At 65.0% G+C, this 16260-nt stretch carries 19 protein-coding genes and 1 tRNA gene; 2 read left to right on the forward strand and 18 right to left on the reverse strand.

Annotated features, from left to right (window positions below):
- The 17 genes from nuoL to EG854_RS05860 form a co-directional block, all read right to left on the reverse strand.
- Positions 1 to 2112: an NADH-quinone oxidoreductase subunit L gene (gene nuoL / locus EG854_RS05780; protein WP_123286748.1), complete on the reverse strand. Its 2112-nt coding sequence runs from the start codon at positions 2110 to 2112 to the stop codon at positions 1 to 3.
- A gap of 5 nt (positions 2113 to 2117) precedes the next feature.
- On the reverse strand, positions 2118 to 2426 hold the full coding sequence (gene nuoK, locus EG854_RS05785) for an NADH-quinone oxidoreductase subunit NuoK (RefSeq protein WP_123286749.1): 309 nt from the start codon (positions 2424 to 2426) through the stop codon (positions 2118 to 2120).
- A complete protein-coding gene (locus EG854_RS05790; protein ID WP_123286750.1) occupies positions 2426 to 3052 on the reverse strand; it encodes an NADH-quinone oxidoreductase subunit J in 627 nt (208 codons plus the stop codon). The genes nuoK and EG854_RS05790 overlap by 1 nt, the downstream gene beginning before the upstream one ends.
- A gap of 142 nt (positions 3053 to 3194) precedes the next feature.
- Complete coding sequence (gene nuoI / locus EG854_RS05795) at positions 3195 to 3686, reverse strand: NADH-quinone oxidoreductase subunit NuoI (protein ID WP_123286751.1); 492 nt, start codon at positions 3684 to 3686, stop codon at positions 3195 to 3197.
- Between the two features lie 26 nt (positions 3687 to 3712).
- The gene (locus EG854_RS05800; protein ID WP_123286752.1) at positions 3713 to 3928 is read right to left on the reverse strand and encodes a hypothetical protein; all 216 of its coding nucleotides are present in this window, start codon (positions 3926 to 3928) and stop codon (positions 3713 to 3715) included.
- 14 nt (positions 3929 to 3942) lie between these two features.
- Complete coding sequence (gene nuoH / locus EG854_RS05805; RefSeq protein WP_123286753.1) at positions 3943 to 5025, reverse strand: NADH-quinone oxidoreductase subunit NuoH; 1083 nt, start codon at positions 5023 to 5025, stop codon at positions 3943 to 3945.
- Positions 5026 to 5028: 3 nt separating this feature from the next.
- Positions 5029 to 7074, reverse strand: coding sequence for an NADH-quinone oxidoreductase subunit NuoG (nuoG, locus tag EG854_RS05810; RefSeq protein WP_123286754.1), 2046 nt, complete (start codon positions 7072 to 7074; stop codon positions 5029 to 5031).
- Positions 7074 to 7571 carry a hypothetical protein gene (locus tag EG854_RS05815; protein ID WP_123286755.1) on the reverse strand — a complete coding sequence of 166 codons (498 nt, stop codon included), beginning with the start codon at positions 7569 to 7571 and terminating at the stop codon, positions 7074 to 7076. Before EG854_RS05815 ends, nuoG begins: the two co-directional genes overlap by 1 nt.
- Before the next feature lie 3 nt (positions 7572 to 7574).
- Positions 7575 to 8888: an NADH-quinone oxidoreductase subunit NuoF gene (nuoF, locus tag EG854_RS05820; protein ID WP_123286756.1), complete on the reverse strand. Its 1314-nt coding sequence runs from the start codon at positions 8886 to 8888 to the stop codon at positions 7575 to 7577.
- The gene (locus EG854_RS05825; protein WP_123286757.1) at positions 8888 to 9175 is read right to left on the reverse strand and encodes a hypothetical protein; all 288 of its coding nucleotides are present in this window, start codon (positions 9173 to 9175) and stop codon (positions 8888 to 8890) included. Before EG854_RS05825 ends, nuoF begins: the two co-directional genes overlap by 1 nt.
- Positions 9172 to 9840, reverse strand: coding sequence for an NADH-quinone oxidoreductase subunit NuoE (gene nuoE / locus EG854_RS05830; RefSeq protein ID WP_123286758.1), 669 nt, complete (start codon positions 9838 to 9840; stop codon positions 9172 to 9174). The genes EG854_RS05825 and nuoE overlap by 4 nt, the downstream gene beginning before the upstream one ends.
- Positions 9840 to 10028: a hypothetical protein gene (locus EG854_RS05835; protein WP_123286759.1), complete on the reverse strand. Its 189-nt coding sequence runs from the start codon at positions 10026 to 10028 to the stop codon at positions 9840 to 9842. The genes nuoE and EG854_RS05835 overlap by 1 nt, the downstream gene beginning before the upstream one ends.
- Complete coding sequence (locus EG854_RS05840; protein ID WP_123286760.1) at positions 10025 to 10426, reverse strand: hypothetical protein; 402 nt, start codon at positions 10424 to 10426, stop codon at positions 10025 to 10027. The genes EG854_RS05835 and EG854_RS05840 overlap by 4 nt, the downstream gene beginning before the upstream one ends.
- Entirely contained in the window at positions 10426 to 11646 is a 1221-nt protein-coding gene (locus EG854_RS05845) for an NADH-quinone oxidoreductase subunit D (RefSeq protein ID WP_241153150.1), read from the reverse strand. The genes EG854_RS05840 and EG854_RS05845 overlap by 1 nt, the downstream gene beginning before the upstream one ends.
- 50 nt (positions 11647 to 11696) lie before the next feature.
- Complete coding sequence (locus tag EG854_RS05850) at positions 11697 to 12305, reverse strand: NADH-quinone oxidoreductase subunit C (RefSeq protein WP_241153151.1); 609 nt, start codon at positions 12303 to 12305, stop codon at positions 11697 to 11699.
- A gap of 23 nt (positions 12306 to 12328) precedes the next feature.
- Positions 12329 to 12916: a NuoB/complex I 20 kDa subunit family protein gene (locus EG854_RS05855; RefSeq protein WP_123286762.1), complete on the reverse strand. Its 588-nt coding sequence runs from the start codon at positions 12914 to 12916 to the stop codon at positions 12329 to 12331.
- Positions 12907 to 13284 (reverse strand): NADH-quinone oxidoreductase subunit A, encoded by a 378-nt coding sequence (locus tag EG854_RS05860; protein ID WP_123286763.1) that lies wholly within the window; start codon positions 13282 to 13284, stop codon positions 12907 to 12909. The genes EG854_RS05855 and EG854_RS05860 overlap by 10 nt, the downstream gene beginning before the upstream one ends.
- A 194-nt stretch (positions 13285 to 13478) precedes the next feature.
- Between EG854_RS05860 and EG854_RS05865 the strand changes: the two genes are divergently transcribed.
- Positions 13479 to 15143: an AbgT family transporter gene (locus tag EG854_RS05865; RefSeq protein ID WP_123286764.1), complete on the forward strand. Its 1665-nt coding sequence runs from the start codon at positions 13479 to 13481 to the stop codon at positions 15141 to 15143.
- A gap of 90 nt (positions 15144 to 15233) precedes the next feature.
- Positions 15234 to 15310, forward strand: a tRNA-Asp gene (locus EG854_RS05870).
- A 62-nt stretch (positions 15311 to 15372) separates the two neighbouring features.
- Here EG854_RS05870 and EG854_RS05875 read toward each other — a convergent pair.
- Positions 15373 to 16200: a polysaccharide deacetylase family protein gene (locus EG854_RS05875; RefSeq protein ID WP_164461873.1), complete on the reverse strand. Its 828-nt coding sequence runs from the start codon at positions 16198 to 16200 to the stop codon at positions 15373 to 15375.
- Positions 16201 to 16260: the final 60 nt, after the last annotated feature.

Raw genomic sequence — 16260 nt, forward strand, 5'->3', positions numbered from 1 at the left:
TCAGCCCCCCCAGGTGGCGATGGCGAAGGCGAGCAGAGCGGCCACGCCCAGCAGCATCACGAACGCATAGTGATAGACGTAACCCGACTGGATTTTGGACAGTCGCGCCGCGGATTTCAGCGAGGCCCAGGCGGCCCCGTTCGGGCCCAGCCCGTCGATGATCTTCACGTCGCCGATCTTCCAGAACAGGTCGCCCACCGCCTTGGTCCCCTTGACGAAGACGAAGTCGTAAAGCTCGTCGAAGAACCACTTGTTGTAGAAGAAGGTGTGCAGCGGCCCGCCCCGTTCGGCCATCCGGCGGCCGAGGCCTTCCTTCAGCACATAGACATAGATGGCGATCAGGGTGCCCAGACCTGACACGACCAGCGGCGCCCACAGCACCCAGGTCGGAACCTCGTGACTGTCGTGGATCACGTGATTGTCCGGGCCGGTGAAGATGGCGCCACGCCAGAAGTCATGCTCGTGATAGCCGACGAACTGGTCGTAGAAGGTGAAGCCGGAAGCAACTGCGCCGACCGCCAGCACCAGCAGCGGCACGATCATGACCCAGGGGCTCTCGTGTGGCTTCAGCGGGCCGTGGTGATGGTGATCGTCATGGGCATGGTCGTCCTGCCCGTGATGCGCCGCGACGGCGTCGTCCATCAGCGGCTCGGTATGGGTTTCATTCTGGGCGTCGGTCGCGTGGTCATCGTGATGATGCTCGACCGGGGCGTGTTCATTCTTCCAGACCGGCTTGTTGTGGAAGGTCATGAACACTAGACGCCACGAGTAATAGGCAGTCAGACCGGCCGCAAACAGGCCGATGAAGAAGACGAACATTCCGACCGGATTGTCGGTCCCGGCGGCAAAGGCGCTCTCGAGGATCGAATCCTTGGAATAGAAGCCGGCGAAGCCCCACTTCAGCTCGGGAATGCCCAGGCCGGTGATGGCGATCGTGCCGATCATCATGACGCCATAGGTGATGGGCAACAGCTTCATCAGCCCGCCCATCTTCCGCATGTCCTGCTCGTGGTGCATGCCGTGGATCACCGAACCGGCACCGAGGAACAGCAGGGCCTTGAAGAAGGCGTGGGTGAACAGGTGGAACATGGCGGCCTGATAGGCGCCGATGCCCGCCGCAAAGAACATATAGCCGAGCTGCGAACAGGTCGAATAGGCGATGACCCGCTTGATGTCGTTCTGGGCCAGGCCGACGGTGGCCGCGAACAGGGCCGTGATCGCCCCCGTGATGGCGATCAGCATGGCCGCCGTCGGCGCATACTCATAGATCGGGCTGAGCAGGCAGACCATATAGACGCCGGCGGTGACCATGGTCGCCGCGTGGATCAGGGCCGACACCGGGGTCGGGCCTTCCATGGCGTCGGGCAGCCATGTGTGCAGGAAGAACTGGGCCGACTTGCCCATGGCGCCGATGAACAGAAGCACGCCCGCCAGATCCAGCGCCGACCACTCATGGCCGAGGAAGCTCCATCCCGTACCGGCCCGGTCCGCAATCATCGGGAACAGCTCGGCGAACTGGATCGTGCCGAACATCCAGAAGATGGTGATGATGCCCAGCGCAAAGCCGAAGTCGCCGACGCGGTTGACCACGAAGGCCTTGATGGCAGCGGCCGATGCTGTGGGCTTCTTGTACCAGAAGCCGATCAGCAGATAGGAGGCCAGCCCTACCCCTTCCCAGCCGAAGAACAGCTGCATGAAGTCGGCGGCGGTGACCAGCGCCAGCATGGCGAAGGTGAACAGCGACAGATAGGCGAAGAACCGCGGCTTGTCGGGATCCTCGGACATATAGCCCCAGGAATAGAGGTGCACGAGCGACGACACCGTCGTCACCACGATCAGCATCACCGCCGACAGGGCATCGATCCGGATCGACCAGATCGACTGGAAGTCCCCGACGTTGATGAAGGGCAGAAGCTCGATGGTGAAGGCTTCCATCCCGCCCCAGGTGTGGCGGGCGAAGACCGTCCAGGCCACGGCACAGGCAAAAAACAGCAGGCCGGTGGTGACGCTCTGGGACGCGAGGTTGCCGATCCGGCGCCCGGTCAGGCCCGCGATCGCCGCACCCAGCAGGGGGGCGAAAATGCCCAGAGTGATCAGGGTTTCGAAGCTCACGTCGATCAGCCCTTCATCACGGACGCGTCGTCCACGGCGATGTCGCCGCGGTTACGGAAGAAGGTCACCAGAATGGCCAGACCCACCGCCGCCTCGGCGGCCGCCACGGTCAGCACGAACATGGCCATGATCTGCCCGGCCACGTCATTGAGGTGGGTCGAGAAGGCGACGAAATTGATGTTCACGGCCAGCAGGATCAGCTCGATCGACATCAGGATGATGATGACATTCTTGCGGTTCACGAAAATGCCGAACACCCCGATGGTGAACAGCATGGCCCCCACGGCCAGATAGTGGGACAGGGTGATATCCATCAGGAAAGCTCCTCGGAGGAAACGCCCTGGCCGGTCGGGATCGACTTGACCTCCATGGCCTTGCCCGCATCACGGCCGACCTGATCCGCCACCTTCTGGCGCTTGATGCCCGGCTTGTGGCGCAGCGTCAGGGTGATGGCCCCGATCATGGCGACCAGCAGCACGATCCCGGCTGCCTGGAAGAAGTAGACATAGTCGGTGTAGAGCACCCGACCGATGGCCTCGATATTGGTCAGGTCGGGCGTGGCGACGGCCGGGGTTGTGGCGTCTGCAGCCACCCCGCCCTGAACCACCGCAAGGGTGATCATGATCATCTCGGCCAGCAGGACGCCCGCCACGATGGCGGCCAGCGGCAGATAGCGCGCATAGCCTTCACGCAAGCGCACGAAGTCGACGTCCAGCATCATGACCACGAACAGGAACAGCACGGCGACGGCGCCGACGTAGACCACGACCAGCAGCATGGCCAGGAACTCGGCGCCCATCAGCACGAACAGGCCGGCGGCCGAGAAGAAGGCCAGGATCAGCCACAGCACCGAGTGCACGGGGTTGCGGGCCGTGACGACCAGCAGGGCCGAGACCACGGTCGCCGTGGCCATCAGGTAGAAGGCGATCGATGCAATCACTCGACGGCTCCGGCTGAAACAAAAGCGGTGTGGGGGACCGAGTCGCCCCCTTCGGACGCGCGGCGCCCTTCTAGACCTGTGGGTCCGGAATTGCCAAGGCCGCAGGCCGGTCGGGTCAAGCTATGAGGGGACAGGGTGCTCATCACCGGTACGGCGCGTCCATTTCGAGGTTGCGGGCGATCTGGCGCTCCCAGCGGTCGCCGTTGTCCAGCAGCCGCGCCTTGTCGAAATACAGTTCCTCACGGCTCTCGGTCGCGAACTCGCTGTTCGGGCCTTCGACGATGGCGTCGACCGGACAGGCTTCCTGGCACAGGCCGCAATAGATGCATTTGACCATGTCGATGTCATAGCGGGTCGTACGGCGGCTGCCGTCGGCGCGGGGCTCGGACTCGATGGTGATGGCCTGGGCCGGACAGATGGCCTCGCACAGCTTGCAGGCGATGCACCGCTCTTCGCCATTGGGATAGCGGCGCAGCGCATGCTCGCCCCGGAAGCGCGGCGACTGCGGATTCCGCTCGAACGGATAGTTCACCGTCATCTTGGGCTTCAGCAGATAGCCGAAGGTCAGGAAGAAGGCGCCCACGGCGTCAACCAGCAGGGCCCCCTTCACGGTCTGTTTGATACGGGAAATCATGTCAAAGCGATCTTTGTTTGCGGGGCTCAGCGGCGGTTCTTGCAGTCACGGTCCCAGCGCGGATCATCGCGATCCATCGACTGGCACCGAATGATACGGTCGGTCTCGGCCTGATCCCGACGCTCGCGGCGCTCCAGCCGTTCGGCCGGGCTGCCGGGGACGGCCACCTCCTGCATCGCGCCTGGAAAGGTGCAGCCACCCGTCCCGAGTCCGAGACCGGCCGCCAGGATCAGGGCGGTCATGACAGGTGTTCGGCTCATATCAGACCGGCCTCAACGGCGACTCGCCAGCCCGACACCAGAACCACGGCCACCAGCGAGGTCGGCAGGAATATCTTCCAGCCCAGCCGCATCAGCTGGTCGTAGCGATAGCGCGGCACGAAGGCCTTCACCATGGCGAACATGAAGAACCAGAAGACGATCTTCACGCTGAAGACCAGCAGATAGAACAGGTTCGCGGCCCATTGCGGCCAGTCCGGCAGGCCGATCAGGGCCACGTCAAAGCCCGGGTTCCAGCCGCCAAAGAACAACAGGCTGATCATGGCGCACATGAAGACGATGTTGACGTACTCGCCCATCATGAACAGCAGGTACGGCGTCGAGCTGTATTCCACCTGATAGCCGGCCACGAGCTCGGACTCGGCCTCGGGCAGGTCGAACGGCGGCCGGTTGGTCTCGGCCAGGGCCGAGATGAAGAAGATGATCGCCATCGGGAACATGATCAGCACGGTCGGCCAGGTCCCGGCCCCGCCCCCAAAGGCGAACCAGTTCCAGATCCAGCCGTCCTGCTGCGTCACGATCGAGGTCAGGTTCATCGTCCCGGACAGCAGGATCACATTGATGATCACCAGACCGATGGAGACCTCATAGGACACCATCTGCGCCGCCGAGCGCAGCGCGCCCAGGAACGGATACTTCGAGTTGGAGGCCCAGCCTCCCATGATGATGCCGTACACGCCCAGCGACGACACCGCGAAGATGTAGAGGATGCCGACGTTCAGGTCCGACATCACCCAGCCGGGGGCGAACGGAATCACGGCCCAGGCCATGAAGGCCAGGATGACGGTGATGATCGGCGCCAGCAGGAAGACCGTCTTGTCGGCCCCGGCCGGCACGACGATTTCCTTCAGCACGAACTTCAGCATGTCGGCGAACGACTGCAGCAGGCCGAACGGGCCCACCACGTTCGGGCCCTTGCGCATCTGCACGCCCGCCCAGATCTTGCGGTCCGCCAACAGCAGGAAGGCGACGGCCAGCAGCACGCCGACACTGATCAGCAGCGCCGCGCCGGTCGAGGCCAGCGTCCAGCCGAGGGGCGAGTTCCAGAAACCGTTGTCCATGGCTTACTCCGCCGCCATCGCGACCGGGGCGATCCGCTGGGCGGACAGCTCGGCCATGGTCGCGCTGGCCCGCGCGATCGGATTGGAAAGATAGGGGTCGCGGATCGGGCTGGCGAAGGCGACATCGCCCAGGTCGCCCTTGACGCCCAGCTTCGACGGATCAAAGGCGGCCGCCGGCGCCAGATAGTCGATCCGTCCGAACGTCGGGTGATCGGCCATCAGCTTTCCGCGCAGCTGATCCAGCGTATCGTACGGCAGGGTGTGGCCGACCCGCTCGGACAGGGCGCGCAGGATGGCCCAGTCTTCCTTGGCCTGCCCCTTGGGGAAGACGACCCGTTCGGCCATCTGCACCCGGCCCTCGGTGTTCACATACAGGCCGGATTTCTCCGTATAGGCCGCGCCCGGCAGGATGACGTCGGCGCCATGCGCGCCCCGGTCCCCGTGGCTGCCCAGATAGACGGTGAAGGCGCCCGAGGCCGAGGCGTCGATCTCGTCGGCGCCCAGCAGGAACAGCACGTCCAGCTGACCCTTCTTGACCATGTCGGTGGCCGACAGACCGCCCTCGCCCGGCACAAAGCCCATGTCGAGCCCGCCCACGCGGCTGGCCGCCGTGTGCAGGACGTTGAAGCCGTTCCACCCGTCGGCAATGACGCCGTACTTCTTGGCCAGGGCCCCCAGCGCGTTCAGCACCGCCGGTCCGGTCTCACCCGCCAGCGCGCCTGCACCGACGATGATGGCCGGACGTTCGGCCCTGGACAGCATGTCGGTGGCCGCCTTGGGCAGCTTCGACAGGGTCTTCGATCCGGTGCCCAACCAGTTGTAATCATAGCTGAGATCGACCTGCTCGCCGATCAACGCGACCTCGGCCTGGCCACTCAGCCAGATTTTGCGCAGGCGGGTGTTCAGCAGCGGCGCCTCGACGCGTGGGTCGGCACCCACGATCAGCACGGCATCCGCCGCCTCGATGCCGGCCAGACCCGAATTAAACAGCCAGCCTTCGCGGGTGTCACCGCCCAGCGGCGATCCATCCTGACGGCAATCCGTGTGGGCCGAGCCCAGCGCGCGGAACAGGTCCAGCGCCGCCTTCATCGACTCAGCGTCCTGCAGATCGCCGGCGACCACGCCAACCAGGTCCGCAGAAGCTGCCTTCAGCCTGTCGGCGACGACGCCCAGCGCCTCGTCCCAGCTGGCAGCGCGCAGCTTGCCGTTCTCGCGCACAAACGGGCGGTCCAGCCGGCGCGTGGTCAGTCCGTCGACGACATAGCGGCTCTTGTCGGACAGCCATTCCTCATTGATGCCCTCATGCACGCGCGGCAGCACCCGCATGACCTCTGACCCGCGCGCGTCGGCGCGGATGTTCGAGCCCAGCGCATCCATGACGTCGATGGTCTCGGTCTTCTTCAGTTCCCACGGGCGATAGTGGAAGGCCCACGGCCGGTGCGTCAGGGCCCCGACCGGGCACAGGTCGTTGACGTTGCCCGACAGTTCCGAGTTCACCGAGCTTTCCAGATAGGTGGTGATCTCGGCGCTCTCGCCGCGCGAGATCATGCCGATGTCCGGAACGCCCGCCACCTCGGTGATGAAGCGCACACAGCGCGTGCACTGGATGCAGCGCGTCATATAGGTCTTGATCGTCGGACCCATGTGCTTTTCTTCGACCGCGCGCTTGTTCTCGGCATAGCGGGAGCCGTCGCGGCCATAGCCCATGGCCTGGTCCTGCAGGTCGCACTCGCCACCCTGGTCACAGATCGGGCAGTCCAGCGGGTGGTTGATGAGCAGGAACTCCATCACCCCTTCGCGGGCCTTCCTGACCATCGGCGTGTCGGTGAAGATCTCCTGCCCGTCGGCAGCCGGCAGGGCGCACGACGCCTGCGGCTTGGGCGGTCCGGGCTTCACCTCGACCAGACACATCCGGCAGTTGCCGGCGATCGACAACCGCTCGTGATAGCAGAAGCGCGGGATCTCTTCCCCGGCGCGCTCCGCCACCTGAAGCACGGTCATGCCGGGCTCGAATTCGACGTCTACGCCGTTGACCTTGGCGACGGGCATCAGCGGGCCTCTTCTTCAGTCGTGACGGCCTCAGCGGTCGTCGTCGTCGTTCCATCGGGCAGGCTCAGGCTGACCGTCAGCGTCGAGCCGTCCAGCGAATAGGTGACCACCGGATCGCCCGGCTGGTCCATCCAGCGGTTCTCACCGGCGACCGGGCGGTCCAGCGGTCGCCACAGCACCCGGTTGCCGTCAATCCGGCATTCGGCGGTCAGTTGTCCGCCATCGACCGGCGCGCGCCAGCCGACGGTGATTACGCTGCCAGCCCGGTCCAGCACCGTCACATCGGCACCCGGTTGGCCATAGACTGCACCCACGCCCGCCCGGCAGGCGGTACCCATCATGGCCTCGCTCAGCGTCACCGGCGTTGCGGACGGGCCCGCCGCGGTCTTCGGCGCGGCCGGCGCCCCAACGGCCGGCGCATCGGCAGGCTCGCTCGCGGGCTCACCGCAGGCGGTGAGGGCGAACGCTCCGATCAACAGGGTAACGACTGCGCGCATCCCCTACTCCGCCGCGATCGCGTGGCCGGCGAAGTTCGCGCGGCGGCTGCGGTATTGCGAGATACGATCCTCGATCTCGTGACGGAAATGGCGGATCAGGCCCTGCACGGGCCAGGCGGCGGCGTCGCCGAGGGCGCAGATGGTGTGACCCTCGACCTGCTTGCTGACATCCAGCAGCAGGTCAATTTCGGTCGGATCGGCCTCGCCGACGGCCATGCGCTCAAGCACCCGCCACATCCAGCCGGTGCCCTCACGGCACGGCGTGCACTGGCCGCAGCTCTCGTGCTTGTAGAAATAGGCGATGCGGGCGATCGCCTTCACCAGATCGGTCGACTGGTCCATGACGATCACCGCCGCCGTGCCCAGGCCCGACTGCATGTCGCGCAGGCTGTCGAAGTCCATCAGCGCGGACTCGCTCATCTCGCGCGTGATCATCGGCACCGACGATCCGCCGGGAATGATGGCCTTCAGATTGTCCCAGCCGCCGCGCACGCCGCCGCAATGGTCTTCCAGCAGCTGACGCAGCGGGATCGACATCGCCTCTTCGACATTGCACGGGCGGTTCACATGGCCCGAGATCGACATGATCTTGGTGCCGGTGTTGTTCGGCCGACCAAAGCCCGCGAACCACTCGGCCCCGCGGCGCAGGATGGTGCCCACCACCGCGATCGACTCGACGTTGTTCACCGTGGTCGGGCAGCCATACAGGCCCGCGCCCGCCGGGAACGGCGGCTTCAGCCGCGGCTGGCCTTTCTTGCCCTCCAGGCTCTCCAGCAGGGCCGTCTCCTCACCGCAGATGTAGGCCCCGGCGCCGTGGTGGATGTAGACGTCGAAGTCCCAGCCGTGGACGTTGTTCTTGCCGATCAGCTTCGCGTCATAGGCCTGCTTGACCGCAGCCTCCATCCGCTCGCGTTCCAGCACATATTCGCCGCGCAGATAGATGTAGCAGGCGTGGGCCTGCATGGCGAAGCTGGCGATCAGGCAACCCTCGATCAGCAGGTGCGGATCATGACGCATGATCTCGCGGTCCTTGCAGGTCCCGGGCTCGGACTCATCGGCATTGACAACCAGATAGTGCGGCCGATCCTTCACCTCTTTCGGCATGAAGGACCACTTCAGACCGGTCGGGAAACCCGCGCCGCCCCGGCCGCGCAGGCCCGAGTTCTTGACGTTGGTGATGACCCAGTCGCGACCAAGGTCCAGCATGTCCTTGGTGGCATTCCAGCAGCCACGGCTCTTCGCCCCGTCCAGCGTCCAGTCGTGGAGGCCGTACAGGTTGGTGAAGATGCGGTCTTTGTCTTGAAGAATACCGACCATCAGGAGGACGTCTCGCGGTTGAGTGTCTGCATACGCTGCCGGTGATGCCGGGTGCGCATGAAAACGGCGGTGATCACCAGCACCCAGCCGAATGCCAGCATGCCATAGCCGACGACGATGGCGTCCTCGGTCAGGCCGAACATCTCGCGCGAAGCCACGACCACGAACACGGCGGCCAGCAGGATCAGCGCCAGACCCGACGTGCGCACCGGCATGGCCACGCCCCGCAACTCCTTGCGATAGGCGGCGCGCCCGGCTTCCGTTTCCAGATCAGGGGCCTCGGTCATGCGGGGGCCTTCTCCGGGGCGGAGTTCGGCAATTTCTTGATCGGCTTGGCGGCCGAGCCGTCATAGAGCGCCGGATCGGTCAGGGTCAGCGCCCCGCCCTCGGGCTCGGAGCTGGCGCGGCCTACGCGGCTGCCCGGCTTCGGTGCCTTGCCGGCGGCAAAGTCATCGATGATCTGCGCCATGTCGTCGGCGGTCAGGTCTTCGAAATAATAGTCGTTGATCTGGGCCATCGGCGCATTGGCACAGGCACCCAGGCACTCGACCTCCTGCCAGGTGAAGCGTCCGTCGGCGGACAGCTTGTCCTTGGGCCCGATCTTGCTCTTGCAGACGGCCATAAGGTCACCGGCCCCGCGCAGCATGCAGGGCGTGGTGCCGCACACCTGGATCAGGGCGCTGGTGCCGACCGGTTCCAGCATGAACATGGTGTAGAAGGTCGCGACCTCCAGCACCCGGATGGTCGGCATGTCGAGCAGTTCGGCAATGGCGCGGATAGCGGGTTCGGACACCCAGCCCTCCTGCTTCTGGACCAGCCACAGGATCGGGATTACCGCCGACTGTTTCCGGTCGGCCGGATATTTGGCGATCCACCAGTCGCACTTGGCCTTCGTCGCCTTCGAGAAGGCGAACGAGGCGGGCTGTTCCTTGGCGAGACGACGAACGCTCATCAGACTTCCATTTCCGTGGTGACGACACCGTCACCCAGCATTTTCTTTCGCACCGTCAGAACCTTGTGCTGGCTGTTTCGAGCCAGAAGAAAGTTGTGGTGCCAGGTTTCACCGCTCGAGTCGGTGACGGAATAGCTGACCACCTGCCAGCCTTGCCGAACCAGATCGCTCAGGGGGGTATGGCTCATCGGGCGCGCCCCATCCAGCGCCCGACGCGCGCTTTCCACACATCCCGACCGGCATCGCGCAGCGAACGCGTCAGAAGCGAGAAGGGCGGAACGAACCGCACCACCAACTGGCCCAGCATGATGGCGCCGCTCATCCAGACCACCGAGCGCAGATTGGCCTCCAGAAATCCCCTGCCCTCTTCCAGATAGCCCAGCCGGTAAGCGCCGCGCACCAGGGTGATGCCCGCCACCGCAGGGGTCGCAACCACGGCCGAGGCCATCGCAAACGTCAGACCGCCCATGATCGCCCGGCGGCGCGGCGAAAAGGCCAGCTGCACTGCGACGCCCAGCGTCAGCAGCACCGCGAACCAGATCGCCTGCGTCGTCGTGAAGACCGGCTGGACGGCAAAGGCCTGCATCAGCGATCCACCTCGCCGAACACGATGTCGAGCGAGCCGAGGATGGCCGAAACGTCCGCCAGCATGTGGCCGCGGTTCATCCAGTCCATGGCCTGCAAATGACGGAAGCCGGGGGCCGAGATCTTGACCCGGTACGGCTTGTTGGTGCCGTCCGAGACCAGATAGATGCCGAACTCGCCCTTGGGCGCCTCGACCGCCGCATAGACCTCACCCTCGGGGGTGTGGAAGCCCTCGGTGTAGAGTTTGAAGTGGTGGATCAGCGCTTCCATCGAGCGCTTCATCTCGCCCCGGCGCGGCGGCACAATCTTGTGGTCCTCGACCATGACCGGCTCACCCGGGCAGTTGCGCAGCCGGTGGATGCACTGCTCCATCAGCCGCACCGACTGGCGCATCTCTTCCATGCGGCACAGATAGCGATCCCAGCAATCGCCGTTCTTGCCGACCGGCACGTCGAACTCGAGCTCGGCGTAGCATTCGTACGGCTGCGACTTGCGCAGGTCCCAGGCGATGTCCGAGCCGCGCAGCATGACGCCGGTGAAGCCCCACTCCAGCGCCTGCGCCTTGGTCACGACGCCGATGTCGACGTTGCGCTGCTTGAAGATGCGGTTCTCGGTGACGAGGGAGTCGATGTCCTTGAGCGCCCGCGGGAACTCCTTGCACCAGCGGTCGATGTCGTCGATCAGCTGGGGCGTCAGGTCCTGGTGGACGCCGCCCGGACGGAAGTAGTTGGCATGCATGCGCGAGCCGCTGGCCCGCTCATAGAAGACCATCAGCTTTTCGCGCTCTTCAAAGCCCCACAGTGGCGGGGTCAGGGCGCCGACGTCCATGGCCTGGGTCGTCACGTTCAGCAGGTGCGACAGGATGCGGCCGATCTCGGAGTACAGGACCCGTATCAGCTGGGCCCGGTACGGCACGTCCAGCATCAGCAGCTTTTCGATGGCCAGGCAGAAGGCGTGCTCCTGGTTCATCGGCGCGACGTAATCCAGCCGGTCCAGATAGGGCACGTTCTGGAGGTAGGTCCGCGCTTCCATCAGCTTTTCGGTGCCGCGGTGCAGCAGGCCGATGTGCGGATCGACCCGCGTCACCAGTTCGCCGTCCAGCTCCAGCACCAGACGCAGCACGCCGTGCGCGGCCGGGTGCTGGGGGCCGAAATTGATCGTGAATTTGCGCTCGTCCATCTCGCGCGCATGGGCCGTACGGCCATCATGCTCGACGGGCATGTCGTCAAAGACAGTCGTGCCGACCGTCGCGGAAGCAGGCGTCAGGTTGGTCATGCCTTGTCCCCGGCCACTGCCTTCTCGTCGCCCGGCAGGACCGGCGCCGGATAATCGGCTCCTTCCCAGGGTGACAGGAAGTCGAAGTTGCGAAACTCCTGGTTCAGCTTGACGGGCTCATAGACCACCCGCTTCTCGGCCTCATCGTAGCGGACCTCGACATAGCCCGTCATGGGGAAGTCCTTGCGCAGCGGGTGCCCCTGAAATCCATAGTCCGTCAGGATGCGGCGCAGGTCCGGGTGGCCCGAGAACAGAATGCCGTACATGTCGAACGCCTCGCGCTCGAACCAGTCGGCGCAGGGAAAGACCGGAGTCACACTGGGCACAGGTGTGGTCTCATCCGTCGCCACCTTGACCCGGATGCGCGCGTTTCGGGTCATCGACAGCAGGTGATAGACCACCTCGAAGCGCGCCTCGCGGTCCGGATAGTCCACGCCGCACAGGTCGATCAGTTGCTGAAAGCCGAAACGGTCGCGCAGGACTGCCAGCGTCTCAACGATCCCGCCCCGGTCTGCGACCAGGTTCAGCTCGCCGTGCGCGACATAGGCCTCGACGCCCAGCTCGGCGACCATTTCGGTGCCCAGCGGGGTCAGCGCCGTCTCAATGGCGGTCAGGGCTTCCAGAGCGCTCATCGGTCGATGGTCCCCGTGCGACGGATCTTCTTCTGCAGCTGTAGCAGGCCATACAGCAGCGCCTCCGCCGTCGGCGGGCACCCCGGCACGTAAACGTCCACCGGCACGATCCGGTCACAACCGCGTACAACACTGTAACTATAGTGATAATACCCGCCACCGTTGGCGCAGCTGCCCATCGACAGGACATAGCGCGGGTCGGGCATCTGGTCGTAGACCTTGCGCAACGCCGGGGCCATCTTGTTGGTCAGTGTGCCGGCCACGATCATCAGGTCCGATTGACGCGGGCTGGCGCGCGGGGCCATGCCGAAGCGCTCCATGTCGAAGCGCGGCATCGAGGCCTGCATCATCTCCACGGCGCAGCAGGCCAGGCCGAAGGTCATCCACATCAGCGAGCCGGTGCGCGCCCAGGTGATGACGTCATCCAGCGAGGCGGTCATGAACCCTTCCTTGCCGACCTCGGTGTTCACGGCCTCAAAGAATTTGTCGTGGATCTTGGGGTCATAGCCCTGAACCGTCGATCGGGCGCCCTGGCCAAACGCGGTGCCGGCGGGACGGCCGTCCGGGGTGACGATCACTCCCATTCCAGGGCTCCTCGTTTCCACTCGTAGATAAAGCCGACGGTCAGCACGCCGAGGAACACCATCATCGACCAGAAGGCGAAGACCATTCCGCCCGTCGACAGATCGAACATCGACACCGCCCACGGGAACAGGAAGGCGACCTCGAGGTCGAAAATGATGAACAGGATCGACACCAGATAGAAGCGCACGTCGAACTTCATGCGTGCATCGTCGAAGGCGTTGAACCCGCACTCATAGGCGGAAAGCTTCTCGGAGTCCGGATTGGACGGGGCAAGCGCCCAGGCTCCGACCATGAACAGGATGCCGATCACCGCCCCGATCGCGAGGAAAATCACGACCGGCAGATATTCGAGCAGGAATGCATTCATCAGATGAGGCCTCGCGCACCGGGGAGACGGCGGATTCGGCGCTTTCTAGACCCAAGCCGTCCCGGGTTCAAACCCATGCGGCAAAAGGTTTTTCTTGAGAACGGTTCGCAGTTCACACTGGGGAATCGACAGGGTTCCCGGCCTTTGCCAAGGTCTCCGCTCAAGGTTGGGGCATAGCTGAGGGAATCTCGCACATGGGTATCGGCAACTGGTTGCTGAACGGGGTGGAAAAGGCAGGCAATCGCCTGCCCGACCCCGTCTTCATTTTCGTCTGGCTCATCCTGGGGCTGATGGGCTTCAGCGTCTTCGCCTCGGCCCAGGGCTGGCAGGCGCTGAATCCGATCACAGGCGATGTGATCGCGGCACAGAGTCTGTTCTCCGGAGAGAATCTTCGTCGCCTGTTCGAAGACATGCCGAAGACCCTGACCGGCTTTGCCCCGTTGGGATATGTGCTGGTCGTGATGCTGGGCGCCGGCGTGGCCGAGCGGACCGGCCTGTTCTCCTCGGCAATGAAGGCCGGGGTGTCCAAGGCGCCCCGGGCGTTGCTGACGCCGATCGTGATCCTCGTGGCGATCGTCGCCAACCACGCGGCCGATGCGGCCTATGTGGTCCTGATCCCGCTGGCGGCGGCCATCTATGCTGCGGCGGGGCGTCACCCGATCGCCGGGATCGCGGCGGGCTTTGCCGGGGTGTCCGGCGGTTTCTCGGCCAACATCTTCCCCGGTCAGCTGGATGCGCTGCTGCTAGGCCTGACCGAGCCGGCGGCACAACTGGTCGATCCGTCCTTCTCGATCAACATCGCTGGCAACTGGTGGTTCATCGCGGGCATGACCCTGCTGTTCGTGCCTGTCGGCTGGTGGGTGACCGACAAGATCGTCGAACCCCGACTCGGAACCTGGACCCCGATTGCAGGCGCGCCCATCGAGGATGCCGAAAAGCCTCTGGAGAGCCGTGAGCGGGCGGGCCTTGTCTGGGCAGGCCTGGCCGCGCTGCTGGTCATCGGCCTGTTCGCCTGGCTGGTCCTGTCGCCCTCGGCGCCCCTCATCGATCCCGAAGGCGAAACCCAGGCCGCGCGACTTCAGCCCTTCTACCATTCGCTGGTCGCGGCCTTCTTCCTGATGTTCCTGCTGACGGGCACGGCCTACGGGATCGCGGCCAAGACCATCAGGAGCCATCGTGACATCGTCCGCATGACCTCACAGGCCATGTCCGACATGGGGCCCTATATCGTGCTGGCCTTCGTCGCGGCCCACTTTGTCGCCCTGTTCAACTGGTCGGGCCTCGGCCCCATCATGGCCGTTGCCGGCGCAGAACAGATCCGGCTGCTGTCCGGCATTGAGCCCGGCTCGACCGAGCCGATCGGTGCGATGCAGTTGTTCATCCTGCTGGTCTCGATCGTGGTCGTGGCCGCCCTGGTCAATATCTTTGTCGGCTCGGCTTCGGCCAAATGGGCCTTCCTTGCGCCCATTCTGGTGCCGATGCTGATGCTGGTCGGTGTCAGCCCCTATATGACCACCGCTGCCTACCGGATGGGCGATTCGACCACCAACATCATCACGCCCCTGATGGTCTACTTCCCGCTGATTCTGACCTTCGCCCAGCGATGGGTGAAGGAGTTCGGTCTCGGCAGCCTGATGGCAGTGATGCTGCCCTATTCGATCGCCTTCTCGGTCACCGGTGCGATCCTGACGGGACTGTGGGCCGCCTTCCAAATTCCCCTGGGGCCCGGCGAAAGCGTGCGGTACCAGCCGCCGCCGCCAATCGAGGCCGCACAGCCCGAGGCCCTGACCGGTCCGTCCGCTCCGGCAGAGGCGGCGGCGACATCGGAACCTCCGGTCCAGAGCGTTCCTGCGGGTTGATTAAAAAATGGGGCCTCGACCCGCTTGACGTCGGTCGAGGCCCCGCCTAAACGACGCCCTCCTTCGGGCGACGACGCCTGAACGGGAAACGCGGGTGTAGCTCAGTTGGTTAGAGTGCCGGCCTGTCACGCCGGAGGTCGCGGGTTCGAGCCCCGTCACTCGCGCCATTCCTGACACTGTCGGAATGGCGCATCCCGTCCCCTTTTAAACGATCATATAGAGACCCTGCTCAGGGCCCGAACAGCGGGTCCGGGCCGTCGGTCGCGCGCCTGCGCCCCTCGGGGCCGGCGGTGATCTGGACGAAGGTGAAGCCTCGCGCGGTCAGCGTATCCAGCAGCGCCGGCAGGGCCTCGATCATCCGGGGCCGGGTTTCGTGCAGGATCAGCACCCCGCCGCCCGATGCCTCCATGACCGAAACGGTCCGGCGCAGAATCGCATCGGCGCTCAGGCCGCGCCAATCATCGGTCCCGCCTTCGGCCGACACCACCAGAATGCCGCGGTCTTCCAGCCAGCCGGCGAGGGCCGGGCTCTCATTCAACCCGGGAAAGCGGAACATCGGTTCAAGCCGCGCCCGCTGATCAGGAGGCGAGTCGGCCAGCGCCTGATCCAGCGCTGCAAATCCCCGACGAATCTCGCGATGGGCCGCAGCCGGACTCCAGTATCGCAACCGCGTCGGATGCGACCAGCTGTGGCTGGCCACATTGTGCCCGCGCAGCGTCACCTCCCGCACCAGATCGGGACGTCGCTCGGCATAGATGCCCACGAAGAAGAACGTCGCCTTGATGTCCCGCGCGTCGAGGATATCCAGCACCCGCGGCAGATAGGTGGGGTCGGGTCCATCATCAAAGGTCAGGGCAATCGAGCGCGGCGGCAACGGCGTCCGCATGTGCTGGAGATTGCCATATCGCCCGGGACTGGCCGGCAGCACGACCACGCCTTCGGGGCCTGCAGGCGGGCTGGAGGCCGGACCCGTTTCCGCACCGGCAGACGGCACCCCGTCGGACGAGGGCAACCACAGTGCCAGAAGCACAGCCATCAGGATAAGGATTGGTCGCACGCTGCCCCCCGAAGCGGTAAGACGCGGACCCTAGGAGACGGTCAGCCCGACGCGGGGGAC

The organism is Brevundimonas halotolerans (assembly GCF_003730275.1).
Classification (GTDB): domain Bacteria; phylum Pseudomonadota; class Alphaproteobacteria; order Caulobacterales; family Caulobacteraceae; genus Brevundimonas; species Brevundimonas halotolerans.

Bases quoted from the DNA above. Each gene is read 5' to 3' on its own strand.
- nuoK (WP_123286749.1), bottom strand. From the start codon at position 2,426: ATGGATATCACCCTGTCCCACTATCTGGCCGTGGGGGCCATGCTGTTC.
- nuoI (WP_123286751.1), bottom strand. From the start codon at position 3,686: ATGATTTCCCGTATCAAACAGACCGTGAAGGGGGCCCTGCTGGTTGAC.
- EG854_RS05800 (WP_123286752.1), bottom strand. From the start codon at position 3,928: ATGACCGCCCTGATCCTGGCGGCCGGTCTCGGACTCGGGACGGGTGGC.
- nuoH (WP_123286753.1), bottom strand. From the start codon at position 5,025: ATGGACAACGGTTTCTGGAACTCGCCCCTCGGCTGGACGCTGGCCTCG.
- nuoG (WP_123286754.1), bottom strand. From the start codon at position 7,074: ATGCCCGTCGCCAAGGTCAACGGCGTAGACGTCGAATTCGAGCCCGGC.
- EG854_RS05815 (WP_123286755.1), bottom strand. From the start codon at position 7,571: ATGCGCGCAGTCGTTACCCTGTTGATCGGAGCGTTCGCCCTCACCGCC.
- nuoF (WP_123286756.1), bottom strand. From the start codon at position 8,888: ATGGTCGGTATTCTTCAAGACAAAGACCGCATCTTCACCAACCTGTAC.
- EG854_RS05825 (WP_123286757.1), bottom strand. From the start codon at position 9,175: ATGACCGAGGCCCCTGATCTGGAAACGGAAGCCGGGCGCGCCGCCTAT.
- nuoE (WP_123286758.1), bottom strand. From the start codon at position 9,840: ATGAGCGTTCGTCGTCTCGCCAAGGAACAGCCCGCCTCGTTCGCCTTC.
- EG854_RS05835 (WP_123286759.1), bottom strand. From the start codon at position 10,028: ATGAGCCATACCCCCCTGAGCGATCTGGTTCGGCAAGGCTGGCAGGTG.
- EG854_RS05840 (WP_123286760.1), bottom strand. From the start codon at position 10,426: ATGCAGGCCTTTGCCGTCCAGCCGGTCTTCACGACGACGCAGGCGATC.
- EG854_RS05845 (WP_241153150.1), bottom strand. From the start codon at position 11,646: ATGCCCGTCGAGCATGATGGCCGTACGGCCCATGCGCGCGAGATGGAC.
- EG854_RS05855 (WP_123286762.1), bottom strand. From the start codon at position 12,916: ATGGGAGTGATCGTCACCCCGGACGGCCGTCCCGCCGGCACCGCGTTT.
- EG854_RS05860 (WP_123286763.1), bottom strand. From the start codon at position 13,284: ATGAATGCATTCCTGCTCGAATATCTGCCGGTCGTGATTTTCCTCGCG.
- EG854_RS05865 (WP_123286764.1), top strand. From the start codon at position 13,479: ATGGGTATCGGCAACTGGTTGCTGAACGGGGTGGAAAAGGCAGGCAAT.